The organism is Mammaliicoccus sp. C-M13, from assembly GCF_022386845.1.
GTDB lineage: Bacteria > Bacillota > Bacilli > Staphylococcales > Staphylococcaceae > Mammaliicoccus > Mammaliicoccus lentus.
In genome coordinates this window covers 80,502-99,083 of sequence record NZ_JAJNHQ010000003.1, presented here as the reverse complement: position 1 = coordinate 99,083, position 18,582 = coordinate 80,502, and the positions used below count along the sequence as shown (strand labels likewise).

The window sequence follows — 18,582 nt, the reverse complement described above, 5'->3', positions numbered from 1 at the left end:
ATTTATTAGACTAATTTTATTTAGAATTGAGGGATTTGTTTGAAAGACTTTGATAGTTATATCCCAAGTTGGTTTCATGACTTTGTTCAATGGGGTAATGATTTAATTTGGACGCAAAACTTAATTTTCTTACTTTTACTGGCAGGAGTATTCTTCACAATTAGTTCTAGAGTTGTACAACTTAGATGGCTGCCAGAAATGTTTAGAATTATTTTTGAAAAGCCAGAAACACTTGAAGATGGGAAAAAAGGTATATCATCTTTCCAAGCATTTGCAATTAGTGCGGCTTCACGCGTAGGTACTGGTAATATTGCCGGTGTAGCTACAGCTATCGTTCTTGGTGGACCTGGTGCTGTATTCTGGATGTGGGTTATTGCATTTATCGGTGCAGCCAGCGCATTCTTTGAAGCTACTTTAGCTCAAGTATATAAAGTAAAAGATGAAGAGGGCGGTTTTAGAGGCGGCCCAGCATACTACATAGAACGTGGACTTGGTCAAAAATGGCTAGGTGTTATCTTTGCAGTATTAATTACAGTTACTTTTGCATTTGTATTTAATACTGTGCAATCTAATACAATTGCTGCATCTTTAAATGAGCAATATGAATTTTCGAATATTATAACAGGTGTTATTTTAGCTATTATAACTGGGATTGTTATTTTTGGTGGTGTTAGAAGTATTGCAACAGTATCTTCTTTCATCGTTCCAATTATGGCAGTCGGTTACATTATATTAGTAGGCTACATCTTAGCGATGAATGTTGATCAAATTATTCCAATGTTACAAAACATCGTAAAAAGTGCTTTTGGATTACACCCAGCATTTGGTGGTGCAATTGGTTTTGCATTAATGCAAGGTATTAAACGTGGGTTATTCTCAAACGAAGCTGGTATGGGTTCTGCAGCAAACGCCGCAGCAACTGCAGCCGTAAGTCACCCAGTAAAACAAGGTTTAATTCAATCATTAGGTGTATTCTTTGATACATTAATTATTTGTTCAGCTACTGCAATTATGTTATTGCTATATACTGACTTACAATTTGGAGCAGATGCAGAACAAGGTGTAGCAGTTACACAACAAGCTTTAACAACACATGTAGGTGAGTTTGGTGGTATATTCTTAACTATTGCAGTATTTATGTTTGCATTCTCATCTATTATTGGTAACTATTACTATGGACAAGCTAATATTGAATATTTAACGAAAAATAAATTTATAATGTTTATTTTTAGATTATTAGTTGTTGGAATGGTATTCGTTGGTTCAGTTGTACAAGTACAAACTGTTTGGGATACTGCAGATTTATTTATGGGATTAATGGCGGTTATTAATATCGTAGCATTATTCGGTCTAGCTACAGTCGTGTTTGAAGTAGCGAAAGACTATCGAGACCAAAGAAAACGTAAATTAAATCCAGTATTTAAAATAGAAAACTTAAAAGCAAACTTCAGTAATATTGAAGCTTGGGGCAATAACCCATATAGTAGAAATGAAGATACAGCAGTGAAAAAGAAAAATAAGCCAACTGTAGATTCAGAAGAAGAAAATGTTTCAGAAAATAAAGACGAAACTTTAAATGATGATAAGAAAGATCAATAATTATCATTTATAAAAAATGAATGAAAATGTTACTTAGGACTGCCGAGAAAATCGGCAGTCTTTTTTATGTTTTGAATGTAAAAATGAGGCTGAGACATGTATTTATGTCCCAGCCTCATTATTCTGTATATTCACTAAAATTATTTAAATAAATTAGCGATTGAATTAAAGATATCTTTAATTGCGTTGACGATTTTATCCCATAGTCCTTCGTCTTGTAATTTATCTTTAATGTTATTTCCTAAGTCTTCTGCTTTTTTCTTAGCATTTTTGAAATCATCTGACTTAACTATGTCATTAACATAATCTTTAGAGTTCTTAATAAAGTCTTTAGCATTTTCTCCATCGAAAATACCGTCTTTTTGAGCACTATCGATTACATTAACAATTTTGTTAACTTGATTTTCATTAATGATGTTTGTTAATCCATTATCTTCAATTTTTTGATTTACGATATTTGTAATTTCAGTTACTGAAACGTTTCCGGATTTTTCTGCAACTGCTTGTTTAGATTCTGCCACTGTCTTGTTAAGTTGTGATTGAGAGAATCCTTCTTGACCTTTATTCTCTTCAGATATCTCGTTTATTGTAGATAGCTCTTCTTGTGCTACTTGTGTTCTGTTTGAATCTATAGATTCACCTTGTGCTTCGAAGGCTTTATAAACCCCTGCAAGTGCACTTTCTCCTGTAACATCTTCACTTGACGCGATTGTAACGTCAGCATCTTTAATACCAGCTGTCATTAGAGCATTTTTGTAAGTATCTTCTGTAACTTTAGTGATTTGACCTTGATCTTGGTTGATTGTTAAATTCAAGCCACTACCTTTAGAAGTTTTCGTTATACGAATGCTAGATTTGAGTACATCGTTTGATGACTGCATATTCAAGTATTTATTTAAATCTTCAGCATTAACATATGTTGTTTTATCACTGTTTTTTGTACCTAAAAGATTTGAAGTTGTTTCTTTAGATGAAGGATTATTCTCTAAAGCTGCTCCATAAACAGTAACTGCGTTATCCCAAGCTTCTTCAGTTACTGCTTGAGCTTGTTGCTTCGGATAAAAAATAGTAGCAATAACTAAAACGGATAGTATAGAAATAATGTATGTTTTTAAGTTTCTCACATGACTCACGTCCTATAAATTTATTGATATATTATATCTATCATTATATTAGCATCAATTGTATAATATGTAATAGGTCTTCAGAATGAGGTTTTTATATGGGAAAATATATTATCGAAAAAACACTCAATAATAATGTGTTAGTTGCTAACTATTATCAAAAAGAAGTAATTTTAATAGGCAAGGGGATTAGTTTTGGTAAAAAACAAGGTGAAGAAATTGATACAGATTTAATAGAGAAAGTTTACTTATTAGAATCTGAGAGAGATAAAGATAGATATACACAGTTATTAAACGGAACGAGTGAACACGTATTTAATACAATATTAGAAGTAGTAAATGGAATTGATAAACAGTTGGGCGGTAGTGTAAGTGAAAAAACGCTCATTTCATTAACTGATCATATTGTATTTGCAATAAAGCGAATAGAAGAAGGCATTCATGTTCATAATCCATTTTTAAAAGAGACAGAAGTGCTTTATCCAAGGGAATATCAAATTGCTGAAAACGCTGTTAAAGCTTTAAATCAAAAGTTAGATTTACAGTTTATTGAGTCAGAAGCTGGATTTATAGCATTACATATCCATTCAGCTGAAGAAAATCATTCACTTAACGACATAAATAATATAAAACAAATTATACAGAAGTCAATTATTATAATAGAAGAGGGCCTTGAAGTTAATATAGATAAGAATAGTATTAATTATAGTCGTTTTGTAAGACACTTACATTTTGCGATTCAAAGAGTCTTAGCAGATGAAAGAATTCCGGATGCAACTGATATTGAATTGTTATTGAAAGCGCAATATCCACTGTGCTATAATATTGCTGTAAAGATAGTGAAGATGATGCAAACACAGTTAAAGAGGCCAGTTTATGAATCTGAATTAGCATATTTAACAATGCACATCCAACGCTTTAATAATAACTTATAAATTGCGTGTTACTGTTTCGTCAGGCATGAGCAAATAAACATTACCTTATGGTAGGTTTCTTGCTCATGCCTTTTTTTGTGCTGTAATTTATTGAGTTAAACAATGGGAGGGTTTTACAATGTTTAAGAAATTTTTTGGTCAATTACAACGTATTGGGAAAGCTTTAATGTTACCAGTTGCAATATTACCTGCAGCGGGAATTTTACTTGCGTTTGGTAACGCAATGAAAAACGCTCAATTTATTGAAATTGCACCTTGGTTAAAAACAGATATTATTGTAATGATTGCATCTGTTATGGAGTCTTCAGGTCAAATTATATTTGATAATTTACCTTTACTCTTTGCTATTGGTACTGCTTTAGGTTTAGCTGGAGGAGATGGCGTAGCAGGTTTAGCAGCGTTAGTAGGTTATCTTATTATGAATACTACAATGGGTGTTATAAAAAGCATTACAATAGATAACATATACTCTTATAGTAAAGGGGCTGAAACACTTAGCCAAGCTGCTAGAGAGCCATCACATGCATTAGTTCTAGGTATACCAACACTACAAACAGGGGTATTTGGTGGTATTATAATGGGGGCTTTAGCAGCCTGGTGCTATAACAAATATTTCAACATAAATTTACCACCATTTTTAGGGTTTTTCGCAGGTAAACGATTTGTTCCAATTATTACATCTGTAGTAGCCATCGTTACAGGTATTGTTTTGTCATTTGCTTGGCCACCGATACAAGAAGCTTTAAATAACTTATCTACATTTTTATTAGGTAAAAATTTAGCTTTAACGACATTTATATTTGGAATTATTGAGAGATCTTTAATTCCATTTGGACTACATCATATTTTTTATTCGCCGTTTTGGTTTGAATTCGGAAGTTATGTAAATAAAGCTGGAGAATTAGTTCGTGGAGATCAAAGTATATTTATGGCACAAGTTAAAGATAAAGTACCATTTACAGCTGGGGCATTTACTACTGGTAAATATCCATTTATGATGTTTGGTTTACCAGCGGCTGCATATGCTATATATCGTCAAGCTCGTCCAGAACGCAAAAAAGTTGTCGGTGGATTAATGTTGTCTGCGGGGCTTACTTCATTCTTAACGGGTATTACAGAGCCATTAGAATTCTCATTCCTATTCGTTGCACCAGTTTTATATGGAATACATGTTATATTAGCAGGTACTTCATTTTTAGTGATGCATTTATTACATATTCAAATAGGTATGACGTTCTCTGGTGGATTTATTGATTACGTATTATATGGATTATTAAACTGGGATCGCACCAACGCAATATTAGTTATTCCAGTAGGTATCATTTATGCATTAATTTATTATTTCTTATTTACGTTCGCAATTAAGAAATTCAATTTGAAAACACCCGGAAGAGAAGATAAAGAAACAGAATCACGTAATAGTTCAGTATCAGAATTACCATTTGATGTGTTAGAAGCAATGGGTGGTCAAAATAACATCAAACATTTAGATGCTTGTATTACAAGATTACGTGTAGAAGTTTTAGATAAAACGAAAGTTGATAAATCAGAACTTAGAAGTTTAGGTGCTTCAGGTGTACTTGAAGTAGGTAATAATATTCAAGCGATATTTGGGCCTAAGTCCGATCAAATAAAACATGATATGGGACGTATTATTTCAGGTGAAATTACGAAACCTAGTGAAACGACAGTTACGGAAGAAGGAGATAAAGATAGTTTAGCTATTTTAGCTGAAGGCGGTGCAACGATTTATTCTCCTATTAAAGGTGAAATCATAGATATTAGTGAAGTGCCAGATAAAGTGTTTTCCGAGAAAATGATGGGTAATGGCATAGCAATTATTCCAGAAACAGGTGAAGTTGTAGCACCATTTGATGGTAAACTAAAAATGACATTCCCTACTAAACACGCTATTGGACTAGAATCAAAAGAAGGTATTGAGCTGTTAATTCATTTTGGTCTAGAAACTGTTCAGTTAGAAGGTCAAGGATTTGAAATATTAGCAGAAGCTGATACTGATATTATTAAAGGCCAACCTCTAATGAAAGTTGATTTAGATTATATTAAAAAACATGCAGATAGCACAGTCACACCAATTGTCGTGACAAATTTAGAAGGTTCAACGTTGGAGATATTAACTAATGGACACATTGACCAAGGAGATAAAATATTTTTAGTGAAATAAAAAGGATAAAGAAATTTGTCTCAGGAGCCCATACTTTGTTACACGTGTTTTCATAAAAAATATTATTGAAAGCGTAATCTTATCGTGCTATAATAAGTCGGTAGATAAAGTGTAGAAAAATATTCAACACTTAAATAATAACTTATAAATTGCGTGTTACTAATACGATTAGGCATGAGCAAATAAAATGTACCCAAGGGTATGTTTATTTGCTCATGCCTTTTTTAGTGCCATAATTTATAAAGTTCAAAATACAGGAGGGTTTTATAATGTTCAAGAAGTTCTTTGGTCAGTTGCAACGTATTGGTAAAGCATTAATGTTACCAGTTGCGATTTTACCAGCAGCAGGGCTGTTGTTAGCTTTTGGGTCAGCTATGCAAACGCCTAACTTAGTTGAAATAATGCCGTTCTTAACAAATGATACGGTTGTTATGATTTCTGATTTAATGCAGAGTGCTGGTAGTATTATATTTGATAATTTACCTATGCTATTCGCTATGGGTGTAGCAATTGGTTTAGCAGGTGGAGACGGTGTTGCAGCTATAGCAGCATTCGTAGGTTACTTAGTTTTAAATATGACTATGGGTCAATATTTAGGTATCACAGCTGATGATATTAATGCTGAGAACCCTGGTAATGCTTTAGTACTTGGTATCCCAACGTTACAAACAGGGGTATTCGGCGGTATCATCATTGGTGCTTTAGCAGCATGGTGTTATAACAAGTTCTATAACATTACGTTACCATCATACTTAGGTTTCTTTGCTGGTAAGCGTTTCGTACCAATCGTAATGGCTGCATCATCATTCCTATTAGCGTTTTTAATGGCTTGGATTTGGCCACACGTTCAATATGGATTAAACGAATTCTCATCTAGTTTAATCGATGCAAATACTGGATTAGCAGTATTCTTATTCGGATTTATTAAACGTCTGTTAATTCCATTCGGTTTACATCATATTTTCCATGCGCCATTCTGGTTTGAGTTTGGATCATATACTACAGCAGCAGGGAAAGTTGTACACGGAGATTTATCAATTTTCCAAGCGCAAATTGCTGATAATGTAAGTTTAACTGCTGGTAAATTTATGCAAGGTGAATTCCCAGTTATGATGTTCGGGTTACCTGCAGCAGCATTAGCAATTTACCATACAGCTAAACCTGAAAACAAGAAAGTAGTTGCTGGTTTAATGGGTTCAGCAGCACTTACATCATTCTTAACAGGTATTACGGAACCATTAGAATTCTCATTCTTATTTGTAGCACCATTATTATTCTTTATTCACGCAATATTAGACGGATTATCATTCTTAATTTTATATTTATTAGATTTACATCTAGGTTATACATTCTCAGGTGGATTCATTGATTTCTTCACATTTGGAATCTTACAAGGTAAAACAGCATGGTGGCTAGTAATCCCAGTTGGTTTAGTATACGCAGTTATTTACTACTTTGTGTTTAGATTCTTTATTTCAAAATTCAATTACAAAACACCTGGTCGAGATGATGCAGAACAAAAAACAACAACTGTATCTAATAGTGAATTACCGTTCTCAGTTTTAGAAGCAATGGGTGGTCAAGATAACATTAAACATTTAGATGCTTGTATTACCAGGTTACGTGTAGAAGTTCAAGATAAAGACCAAGTTGATAAATCTGAACTGAAAAGTTTAGGTGCTTCAGGTGTACTTGAAGTAGGTAATAATATTCAAGCGATATTTGGACCTAAATCAGATCAAATTAAACATGACATGGCACGTATTATTTCAGGTGAAATTACGAAACCAAGCGAAACAACAGTTACAGAAGAAGGCAATCAAGAAAATGCTGAAATTCTAGCTGAAGGAGATGCAACAATTTATTCTCCTATTAAAGGTGAAATCATTGATATTAGTGAAGTACCAGATAAAGTTTTCTCTGAAAAAATGATGGGTGACGGCATAGCTATCATTCCAGAAACAGGCGAAGTTGTAGCACCATTTGACGGTAAACTAAAAATGACATTCCCTACAAAGCACGCTATTGGTTTAGAATCAACTGAAGGTGTGGAATTACTAATTCATTTCGGTTTAGAAACTGTTAAATTAGAAGGTCAAGGATTTGAAATATTAGCAGAAGCAGAAACTGATATTATTAAAGGACAACCTTTAATGAAAGTAGATTTAGACTATATTAAAGAGCATGCAGATAGCACAGTAACACCGATTGTTGTAACAAACCTTAATGATTCTAAGTTAGAAACATTAGTTAAAGGAAAAGTAGAACAAGGCGATAAAATATTTATTGTTAAATAGAATATATAAAGAGAAGAATCTTCAAATAGATTCTTCTCTTTTTTATTTTTTATGATAAATCATAAAATTATTATGTAAACTATTGATGTAAAATTTTACTGTTAAACTTCGTCGATTAGGGTATAATAGACTATAAATTAATACAAGGAGGGCTATTCTTGGAAAAAGAATCACGAAGTCGAGGTTCGAACGGTAAAGAAACAAGATTTATGAGATTTTTTGGAGGCCGAGATATTTATTTTATTTTAGGTCTGCTTATACTCATTGGTTTAACGGTATTTATATTCCAAAAAGTTTCATTTATTTTCGAACCATTAATCACAGTAACGACAACTTTAATTGGCCCAATTATCGTTGCGTTTATAGCATTTTATTTATTTAATCCAATAGTAAACTTTATGGAAAGGATGAATATTTCACGATTATGGGGAATCCTTATTTTACTACTTATTATCATTGCAGGTATTACGTTTATAGTTACTTTATTGATTCCAGTCGTACAGCATCAAATAGAAAGCTTTTCAAAAAACTTACCTACATATATAGATGAGTTTAGCGATAAAATTAAACAGTTATCCAAAAATTCGTTTATAGCGGATTATTACACTCAAGCTCAAAATTGGTTACAACAAAACTTTAGTGATATTCCTAAAAAAATATCAAATTCAGTAGGTAGTTTCGGAGACAAATTCCAATCATTTGTTTCTACTATTACGCATGTTGTTGTTATTATAGCGACATTCCCATTTGTGTTATTTTTCTTATTGAAAGATGGAGAAAAATTTAGAAACTATTTCATTAGTTTAATGCCTCCTAAATTTAGAAGAGATACACATGATTTAATTGATAAAATGAACCTTCAAGTTGGTTCATATATTCAAGGACAAATGATTGTAGCATTCTGTATTGGTGTATTACTATTTATTGGCTATTCAATCATTGGACTTGATTACGCATTAACATTAGCAAGTATTGCTGCTGTGACAAGTGTAGTGCCTTATTTAGGGCCTATGATAGCTATTTCACCAGCAATAGTATTGGCAGCGATTGATTCACCATTTATGCTACTTAAACTTGCAATCGTTTGGGCAGCAGTACAATTTTTAGAAGGGCATTTTATTTCGCCAAATATTATGGGTAAAACGATGAAAATTCATCCACTTACAATTATATTTGTATTGTTATGTGCAGGTAATTTAGCTGGCATAATAGGTGTTATTCTAGGAATTCCAGCATATGCTATTATTAAAGTAGCTGTAACACACGTATTTACTTTATTTAAACGTAGATATAATAAATATTATAAAGATGATTCAGGACCATATGAAATAGAAGATAATAAGGTAATAAAAGAAAATTAATGATCTTCTATCATAAATCTAATTAAGAAAAAGTAAGACTAGCAGTGAAGAATTCTAATACAATGGAATTCTTCACTGCTTTTTTATATGTAATAGCTTTGAATCTATATATGAATACAAATTTATTGAATTTTATGGTATTATTTGGTAGAAGAAATGATTAAGAGGTCGAAATATGAAATTATTAAATAGTAAGAGCATTATTTCGTTTTTAAAAATTCCATTTATATGTCTAGTGTTTATAGTCGTCATTTATATTCTACATAATGAAATATCTAAAATTAACTTTAAAAAGACATTTGTGTTATTTAGAGAAATGGATACATTTATATTTGTCGGTATTGTTATTTTAGGTGTACTATCTGTCCTAATATTATCTTTATATGACGTTATGTTAAAGCAATCATTAAAAATTAAACTACCGCTACATAAAATTTTATCAATCAGTTTCATCATTAATACTTTTAATAGCATTTTAGGATTTGGCGGATTAATAGGTGCTGGAATTAGAATTTATTCATATAGAAATGAAGTCCAAGATAGAAAGGTGCTCATCAAGAGTGTGTCTTTATTATTACTTTCTATGTTAAGTGGGCTGAGTTTATTATGTTTATTAATTGTTCTGCATTTATTTAAAGTCGATGCATTATTAGATAATATTTCATGGGCTAAAATTGTTTTATACATCGGCAGTGCTTTTTTACCGATATTTATAATTTTTTCAATTTTAAAGCCTTCCACTGAGCAAGATAGATTATTAGGTGTTAAGTTCACAATAGTTTCAGCTTTCGAATGGTTAGCGGCGAGCTTTTTACTATATGTTATTTTACTGGCTCTAAATGTTCATGTAGATTATTCACATTTAGTAGGTATATTCGTTATTGCAGCTTTATCAGGACTAATGAGTATGATTCCAGGTGGATTTGGTGCTTTTGATTTAGTAATATTATTAGGCATTAAATCGTTAGGCGTACCAGAAGAACAAGTTCTATTGGCTTTATTACTGTATAGAATTGTTTATTATTTCTTTCCATTTATTATTGCTCTTGGACTGTCTACATTCGAGTTTGGGAGTATTATTAGAAAGTATATCGAAGAAAGCAAATTCTATACGCCTGCGATGGATACAACTTCATTTATTAAAGCTATTCAAAGAGATTTATTGACGAAAATTCCTTCTATCGCATTAGGATTATTAGTCGGAATAACTGGGTTTGTTTTATATTTTAATCATGTATTTATTTTATATGATGCTATTTATTCTCATCATTATACGTTTTATTCTATTTTACTAGCTTTACATACCGCTGCGACACTGCTTTTACTTATTTGTTCTAAAGGTGTAATGTCCGGGACAATGCGATCCACATTAATGAGTATTATATCAACGCTAGTATTAATGTTCGTGTCGATTTTAACGAACGGTACAATTATTGCATTTTTATGGTTAGCAATATTATTAATATTGTTATTTATAGGTTATAAGAATGCAAATGTCGTTAAAAAAATCGTTACACCTATAAAAATTTTGCTAAGTGGCTTACTCATTCTTGTCATGTTTATTTTCAACAGAATAATCACAGTGAATTATTTAAATTTATATCCACATGAAGTTACAAAATTTGATAAATATGCCGTATTTAGTCTGTTTATAGTTGTACTCGTATTATTATTACTTCTAGGAACAGTCATAACATTTATACTTTCTAAAAATAATCAAAGAAATTTAACTAAAGGTTTTAATTTTAAAACGATTGAAAATATCATTCAAAAATATGAAGGCTCTTACGTGAGTCATCTAGCATTTACAGGCGATAAACAATTTTTTGTAAACGAAGATGAAGATGTATTTATTATGTATCGTCAAACAATGAATGCCGTCATTGTATTAGGTGATCCTATCGGAAATGAAGATAAATTTTCTGAAGTGTTAACTAAATTTTATGATCAAATGTATTTTTTAGGTAGAGATATCATTTTTTATCAAGTACAAACTAAATTACTTTCTTTATACCATGAATATGGAAATGTATTCTTTAAACTTGGTGAAGAAGCACTCATTAACCTAGATACATTTACCTTATCTGGAAAAAAGAAAAGAGGTATGCGCGCAACATATAATAAACTTGAAACTGAAGGTTATCGCTTTGAAATTTTAGAGGCGCCATATAGTGAAGAAGATATTCAAATGATGAAAACTATAAGTGATAATTGGTTAAATGGTAAAAAAGAAATGAACTTTTCAGTAGGCGCTTTTAATTTAAATTATTTAAATAAAGCTCCAATTGCTGTTATACGTCATGAAGCATATGGTATCGTAGGATTTTGTTCATTAATGTATACAAATTATAATCAGTCGATATCGATTGATTTAATTAGATGGAATAAAGATATTGATATAGCAGTGATGGATGCACTATATATTCACATGTTGCTTTGGGCTAAAGAACAAGGCTATAAACAATTTAATATGGGTATGGCTACATTATCAAACGTAGGTTATAACAAATATGCATACTTAAGAGAGAAATTTGCTGCTAAAGTTTTTGAAAATATGAACGGTATATATAGCTTCCAAGGTTTAAGAAATTACAAACAAAAATACCACCCAGATTGGGAACCAAGATTTCTAGTCTATAAAAAGTATAGTTCATTATTATGGAATTTAATAAGAGTGAGTTTAACGATAAATTATAAAATAAAAAATAACGATAACACCAAATAGCGAGGTGTTATCGTTATTTTTTAATCTGCACGTGTTTCTTTTATACGTTTAAACCAACGATATAGAACATATAATACAATAATCGCAATAATGAAGATAAATAATTTAGAATATATACCTGCGAATTCAATTATTTTATGCCAATGACTTCCTAATGTCATGCCTAATACAATCAGTAGTATATTCCACATACCGGTACCGATTGCTGTTAATACAATGAATAAAGGTATATTCATTTTTGTGATTCCTGCAGGTAAAGATATCAAAGTTCTTACTATAGGAATAAATCTTCCGATAAATATAGCCCAATTTCCGTACTTATTTAGCCAAGTAATTGTTTTATCTAAATCTTTAGTTTTAATTCCTATATACTTACCATGCTTATGTATTAAACGATATATACGTTCTTCGCCAATCCAAGCACCGATGCCATATAATACTAACGCGCCAAGCACCGCTCCAACAACTGCTAATATACATACGACGACAATACTTAAATTAGATTGTGTTGTCATAAATCCTGCAAATGTTAATACAATTTCAGAAGGGAAGGGATGTATAATATATTCTAAAAACACGAGTATAAAGATACCTACGTATCCATATTGGGTCATAAAATCAGTAATCCATTGTTCCATAATTAACTCCTTATGTAATGATTCATGTCAAAAATATAATTAACTTTAAACAGAAAAATAACAGTACAGTATACTATTGTACATACTTTACTGCTATTTAACTAAAGGTATATTTATTTTTTAAAACGACTTCTTTCTAATTGCTCTTCTTTATATCTTTCAGGATTTTTCTTATAAAAATCTTGGTGATGATCTTCTGCTTCATAAAATGTTTGATATGGTAATAATTTTGTTACAACTGTTTGATTTTCAGGTAATTTATCGTTTAACTGTGCGATATATTCTTCAGCTAATTTCTTTTGGTCATCATTTGTATAAAAGATAGCTGTTTGATATTGGGAGCCACGATCTTGAAATTGCCCATGAGCATCAGTAGGATCTATAATTGCAAAAAATATTTCTAATAATCTATTGTATGAGAATAATGCAACATCGTATTGGATTTCAACAACTTCGAGATGCCCTGTTTCTCCTGTCTTTACTTCTTCATAAGTTGGATTTTCTGTTGTTCCACCCATGTAACCTGAAGTGACTTTATCAATACCTTCATACTCATCGAATGGTTTAACCATGCACCAAAAGCATCCACCTGCGAAATACGCTTTATTCATATTCATTATAATTTTACCATCCTTTATTCAGTCTCAAGTCTTATTTTCCGATTGTTTCACAATTTTTTCTTGATTTTTAAACCATAAATTGGTTAACTTAGTGTATGATATTAATTATAATATAATTAATATCAATTTTGAAGATAAAAGGTTGGTAACAATGACTTCGCAAAATCAATCAGAAACAGATGACAATCGTCAAACAGATATACCACGAAGAACGAAAAAGCGTAGAATTAAAAAAGGGCCTTTTATTCTTTTAGGTATCATTTTGCTATTAATCGGGTTAGTATTCTATATAACTGCTTCATATAAGTCTGGCTTGAAAGTTTCAACTGAGAATGGTAAGGACCATCAATTACATAAGTTCCATAGTTCTACCAGAAATGATGGTAAGGTTAATGTGCTTGTGTTAGGGGAAGATCGTAAAGTTGATAACTCACAGCCTAGAACCGATTCAATTATGGTTGTTCAATATGATTACTTAAAGAAAGATTTAAAAATCGTTTCGGTCATGAGAGATATTTATTCTGAAATACCTGGTGGTTATCGAAATTACAAAATCAATACTGCATACTCACTTGGTGGACCAGAATTATTGCGTAAAACATTGAAGAAAAACCTTGGTCTTGATCCAGAGTACTATGCCATCATAGACTTTGATGGATTCGAGCAAATGGTTGATGAAATTGCACCAGACGGTGTTCCAATCAATGTTGAAAAGGACATGTCTGAAAAAATTGGTGTTTCTCTGAAAAAAGGTCAACATAACTTAAACGGGAAAGAATTATTAGGTTATGCGCGTTATAGAAATGACGAAGAAGGCGACTTTGGACGAGTAAGAAGACAACAACAAGTTATGACAGGACTGAAATCAGAACTATTAAGTGTAAATTCAGTTCTGAAAGCACCTAAAATTGCAGGTATTGCAAGAGGTTATGTTAATACAAATTTAGATGATCAAACAATTTATAAAACGGGAGCTAGCTTTATAGCTAGAGGCGATAAAGATATTAAGACTTTAACAGTGCCAGTAAAAGGCTCTTATACAAATGAAAATGATATTGAAAATGGTGCTGTTTTAAGTATTGATAAAGAACAAAATAAAAAAGCAATAAAAGAATTTCTTGATGAATAGTAGATGAGTATGGCATATTATCCGTATTCAAAGTGAGAGGGAGCGAGACAGAAATCTTATTTTTAAAGATTTCATAGTCTCGCTCCCTTTTTTTAATATATTTAAAAATTAAGAATCTGATTTACGAACGCCTGCTACACCATAGTGTTCAGGTTTCATTTCTTCAATGATAACGTGTATATTTTCTTTTGGAGCTTTAGCATTCTTATGTACTGCTTCGGTAACATCATTAACTAGACCTCTTAACTGTTCATCTGATCTACCTTCAATTAATTTAACATTTACGATTGGCATTATTTTCTCTCCTCATTATATTGTATATTTGCTGAAGGACCTGTATCACTGCGCCAGTCTTGCTGGCCATCATCTTCAATGAATTCGATATTAACATCCTCAACATGTGATAAGTCTAACAACTTTAATATAATCCGTTTTCTGATATCTGACAACTCTTTTAACGTAAAGTTCTTGTTTAACTCTAATAATGCTTCAATATGCAATGCTTCTCCTTCTTTAATGACAGCTAATCGTTTAATATCGGATACAGCTTTTTCATCTAGAATGATACGTGAAGCATGTATTTCTGATTCGTGATCAGCGATACCAAGAACACCTTGGGCATTTTCAACAAATATAATACCGACAATAATAAACATCATGATACCGATTATGACTGAAGCAATACCTTCAAGCATACCTAAGCCAGTTAATCGAGCAATGATAATGGATAATACAGCGATTATACCGCCACCAGCTGCTACTGTATCTTCCATAAATACAAGTTTTGTAGCGGGCTTTGCTTTGCTGATATTTAAATAACTTTTAGTGAAAGGTGTTAATAAACCTTTGCTAGATTCTCCAGCTTCTTCTAAAATTTCTTTGCCAGCTTTTCTTAACACTGTACCTTCTAAAACAATACCGATAATGAGTACGCCGATATTAATCCAGAAAAATAAAAGTGGGCCATCAGTATCATTAGGATGAATAATATGGTGAAAACCTTCTTTTACTGTTTCGTATGATAGAATCCCAACAATTATAACTGCTATTAAACATACTAGATTAATAAGTCGACCATATCCAAGTGGGAACTTCTCATTAGGACTACGTTTTGAAAAAGCAGAACCGAGAAACACGAATAATTGATTAGCTGCATCCCCAAAGGAATGCATCATTTCAGCAAACATAGCGATGTTGCCTGTGAAAATAAAAGCGAAGAGCTTTAAAAAACCAAGAATGAAGTTAACGATAGCAGCAGATAAAGAAGACATGCTACCTTTTTTAAGTAAATTGAAAAATCTGCTCATAACAAGCTCCTTTGCATATTAAATTTTTATAATGATAACATCTTAATTCCCATAATTTAATATTGCTAATCATTTTAGATACTTATAATTTTATTATGTAAACTATAAGTGTTGTTTGAAATTTCTTAAGACCATTAGCTAGGGAATGTGTTATACTATAAATGTATAACATTTAAATATGTCATACTATTTGATTACTATATTAATGTAGCTTAATACATTAAATGTCTTATTACACCTTATCTATGAGTTGACACTTTTTTAATATAGATATTAGGTTTATAATAGAGTTAATACATAAAATTATGTAAACAAATTTAATAACTGAAATTCTGTATATTTGTTATGGGCATATATAGATGAGTAAATTAATATTGAAAGGGGCTCTGTAGTTAATTATGAATTCAATACATAAGAAAACAGATGTAATATTAATTGGTGGTGGCATAATGAGTGCGACTTTAGGCACAATGCTTAAAGAATTATCACCAAACTTAGAAATTAAATTATTCGAAAAATTATCTAAACCAGCTGAAGAGAGTTCTAATGAATGGAACAACGCAGGTACAGGACATTCTGCTTTATGTGAATTGAATTACACTAAAGAAGAGGCGGATGGTTCCGTTAATATTGATAAAGCAATCCAAATCAATGAACAGTTTCAGTTATCAAAACAATTTTGGACTTATCTTGTAAATCAAGGTAAGTTAGCTGATCCAAAATCATTTATTCGTCCTGTTCCACATATGAGTTTTGTTTATGGAAAGAAAAACATAGAATTTTTGAGAAAACGTTGTGATGCTTTATCGAATAATCCTTTATTCACAGGTATGACATTTACTGATGATTTTGAAACATTAAAACATTGGATGCCATTAATGATGGAGGGACGTCCGACTACTGAAGAAATTGCAGCAACTAAAATAGAATCTGGTACAGATGTAAACTTCGGTAATTTAACACGTTCACTTTTAAGTAATTTAAAAGATGAAGGTGTAGAGTTATATTACAATCATTCTGTTCAGAATATTCGAAGAAATCAAGATAACACATGGCAATTAAAAATTTATAATAGTGAAACGAAGAAAACTGAATATCATAACACTAAATTTGTATTCATTGGTGCTGGTGGCGGCAGTTTACCGCTGTTACAGAAGACAGGTATTAAAGAATCTACAAATATAGGTGGCTTCCCAGTTAGTGGTTTATTCATGGTATGTAATAATGAAGACGTTATTGCTAAACATGAAGCCAAAGTTTATGGTAAAGCTAAAGTCGGCGCGCCACCAATGTCAGTACCACATTTAGATACAAGATACATTGAAGGTAAACGAACATTATTATTTGGACCTTTTGCTGGATTTTCACCTAAGTTCTTGAAAACAGGTTCAAATTTAGATTTAATTGAATCTGTTAAACCTAATAATGTTTTAACAATGCTTTCTGCTGGATTAAAAGAAATGGGATTAACGAAATATTTAGTGGAGCAAGTACTTTTATCTGATGAAAAACGATTAGAAGAGTTAAAAGAATTTATTCCAACTGCAAAATTAGAAGATTGGGACATTGTAATTGCTGGCCAACGTGTGCAAGTAATTAAAGACACAGATGAAGGTGGGAAAGGGACACTTCAATTTGGTACTGAGCTTGTCACAAGTGAAGACGGTTCAATATCAGCTTTACTAGGTGCTTCTCCAGGTGCTTCTACAGCAGTACATGTTATGTTGCAGTTATTAGAAAAAAGTTTCCCAGAACAATTCCCAGAATGGAAACAAAGAATTAAACAAATGATACCTTCATATGAAGTACAATTGTCTGAAAATCCTGAAGTATTTGATGAAATTAATACATCAACTTCAAAAGCATTAGGATTATATAAATAATAGAACTATAAAATTTTGATAGGCTTCTTTCAAAGCACACTCTAAAAAAGTGAAATCTTTGAAGGGAGCTTTTTTTGGTAATATAATGTGAAAGTATCGAAATACATGCACATTAGCGTATAATTTCCATGTATTTATAATCTGTATATTTAATCGTATGTAACAAATTTACAAATTTCTTTAACTCTAAAATAAAAATTGATTTTATTCTCTTTAACTTTTAACCCAATCGCGTTAAACTATTCTTAATGAAGATTAAGGGGGGTTCACTCTATGTTTGAAAAATTACTAACTTCTATTGGTATCGGTAATTTAAAAATTGATACGAGACTAGAAAAATTAACTTTTAATGAAGAAGAACCAATTAAAGGTAAAGTGATTTTTTATGGTGGTTCATGTGACATTAAAGTAGAATATATTATGTTATCTTTAATTGAAAGAGTTAACAACAAAGATGAAGATAGTGATTTTGCTGAATTTGATAATGTATTGCATAAATACAAAGTTAATAAATCTTTCGTTATTAAAAAAGGTGCACAACAAGAATATGAATTTGAATTCAAATTAGAACAGATTGATTTTAAAGGTGAACCTGAAGAAATCTTCTTAAAAACACATGTTCATATTGATCAATCTGTCGGTGCAGATGACGAAGAACGATTAATTATAGTAAGATAGTGTTCACTATTAGTTTATAAAAATATTATTATTTTAGTATTGTAACGTTCATGTCTAAATTCTTAAAAACACACCACAAAAGTAGGGTAATCCTTAGCTTT

14 protein-coding genes are annotated in these 18,582 nt (G+C 31.3%); 9 read left to right on the top strand and 5 right to left on the bottom strand.

The genetic code is table 11. The features are described from left to right. The first annotated feature begins 39 nt into the window (after positions 1–39). Positions 40–1,599 (top strand): glutamine transporter AlsT, encoded by a 1,560-nt coding sequence (gene alsT, locus LQ615_RS03455; RefSeq protein ID WP_016999581.1) that lies wholly within the window; start codon positions 40–42, stop codon positions 1,597–1,599. Between the two features lie 140 nt (positions 1,600–1,739). On the opposite strand, the gene LQ615_RS03450 is transcribed toward alsT, so the two are convergent. Beyond that, on the bottom strand, positions 1,740–2,723 hold the full coding sequence (locus LQ615_RS03450) for a DUF1002 domain-containing protein (protein WP_070045235.1): 984 nt from the start codon (positions 2,721–2,723) through the stop codon (positions 1,740–1,742). 98 nt (positions 2,724–2,821) lie between these two features. On the opposite strand from LQ615_RS03450, the gene glcT reads away from it, so the two are divergent. From glcT to mprF, 5 genes are all read left to right on the top strand, one after another. Continuing rightward, positions 2,822–3,658 (top strand): glucose PTS transporter transcription antiterminator GlcT, encoded by an 837-nt coding sequence (glcT, locus tag LQ615_RS03445; RefSeq protein WP_016999578.1) that lies wholly within the window; start codon positions 2,822–2,824, stop codon positions 3,656–3,658. A 118-nt stretch (positions 3,659–3,776) separates the two neighbouring features. Further along, positions 3,777–5,843 (top strand): glucose-specific PTS transporter subunit IIBC, encoded by a 2,067-nt coding sequence (gene ptsG / locus LQ615_RS03440; RefSeq protein ID WP_239704002.1) that lies wholly within the window; start codon positions 3,777–3,779, stop codon positions 5,841–5,843. A gap of 269 nt (positions 5,844–6,112) precedes the next feature. After that, on the top strand, positions 6,113–8,140 hold the full coding sequence (gene ptsG, locus LQ615_RS03435) for a glucose-specific PTS transporter subunit IIBC (RefSeq protein WP_016999576.1): 2,028 nt from the start codon (positions 6,113–6,115) through the stop codon (positions 8,138–8,140). A gap of 209 nt (positions 8,141–8,349) precedes the next feature. Continuing rightward, positions 8,350–9,501: an AI-2E family transporter gene (locus LQ615_RS03430; protein WP_082892512.1), complete on the top strand. Its 1,152-nt coding sequence runs from the start codon at positions 8,350–8,352 to the stop codon at positions 9,499–9,501. Positions 9,502–9,676: 175 nt separating this feature from the next. After that, the gene (gene mprF, locus LQ615_RS03425; protein WP_070045232.1) at positions 9,677–12,226 is read left to right on the top strand and encodes a bifunctional lysylphosphatidylglycerol flippase/synthetase MprF; all 2,550 of its coding nucleotides are present in this window, start codon (positions 9,677–9,679) and stop codon (positions 12,224–12,226) included. Positions 12,227–12,246: 20 nt separating this feature from the next. Here the strand turns inward: mprF and LQ615_RS03420 are convergent, their stop codons facing one another. Continuing rightward, positions 12,247–12,864 (bottom strand): DedA family protein, encoded by a 618-nt coding sequence (locus tag LQ615_RS03420; protein WP_016999574.1) that lies wholly within the window; start codon positions 12,862–12,864, stop codon positions 12,247–12,249. A 113-nt stretch (positions 12,865–12,977) separates the two neighbouring features. Further along, positions 12,978–13,481, bottom strand: coding sequence for a peptide-methionine (S)-S-oxide reductase MsrA (gene msrA, locus LQ615_RS03415; RefSeq protein WP_026023649.1), 504 nt, complete (start codon positions 13,479–13,481; stop codon positions 12,978–12,980). A gap of 154 nt (positions 13,482–13,635) precedes the next feature. Between msrA and LQ615_RS03410 the strand changes: the two genes are divergently transcribed. Continuing rightward, entirely contained in the window at positions 13,636–14,613 is a 978-nt protein-coding gene (locus LQ615_RS03410; RefSeq protein WP_016999572.1) for an LCP family protein, read from the top strand. A 108-nt stretch (positions 14,614–14,721) separates the two neighbouring features. Here the strand turns inward: LQ615_RS03410 and LQ615_RS03405 are convergent, their stop codons facing one another. Together LQ615_RS03405 and LQ615_RS03400 are read right to left on the bottom strand one after the other, a co-directional pair. Then, the gene (locus LQ615_RS03405) at positions 14,722–14,907 is read right to left on the bottom strand and encodes a 2-hydroxymuconate tautomerase (RefSeq protein WP_016999571.1); all 186 of its coding nucleotides are present in this window, start codon (positions 14,905–14,907) and stop codon (positions 14,722–14,724) included. Beyond that, the gene (locus LQ615_RS03400; RefSeq protein ID WP_239704003.1) at positions 14,907–15,920 is read right to left on the bottom strand and encodes a cation diffusion facilitator family transporter; all 1,014 of its coding nucleotides are present in this window, start codon (positions 15,918–15,920) and stop codon (positions 14,907–14,909) included. Before LQ615_RS03400 ends, LQ615_RS03405 begins: the two co-directional genes overlap by 1 nt. Before the next feature lie 398 nt (positions 15,921–16,318). On the opposite strand from LQ615_RS03400, the gene mqo reads away from it, so the two are divergent. Both mqo and LQ615_RS03390 read left to right on the top strand, forming a co-directional pair. After that, positions 16,319–17,803: a malate dehydrogenase (quinone) gene (gene mqo / locus LQ615_RS03395; RefSeq protein ID WP_016999569.1), complete on the top strand. Its 1,485-nt coding sequence runs from the start codon at positions 16,319–16,321 to the stop codon at positions 17,801–17,803. A 273-nt stretch (positions 17,804–18,076) separates the two neighbouring features. Beyond that, positions 18,077–18,481, top strand: a complete 405-nt coding sequence (locus LQ615_RS03390) for a sporulation protein (protein WP_016999568.1) — start codon at positions 18,077–18,079, stop codon at positions 18,479–18,481. The last annotated feature ends 101 nt before the right edge of the window (positions 18,482–18,582 follow it).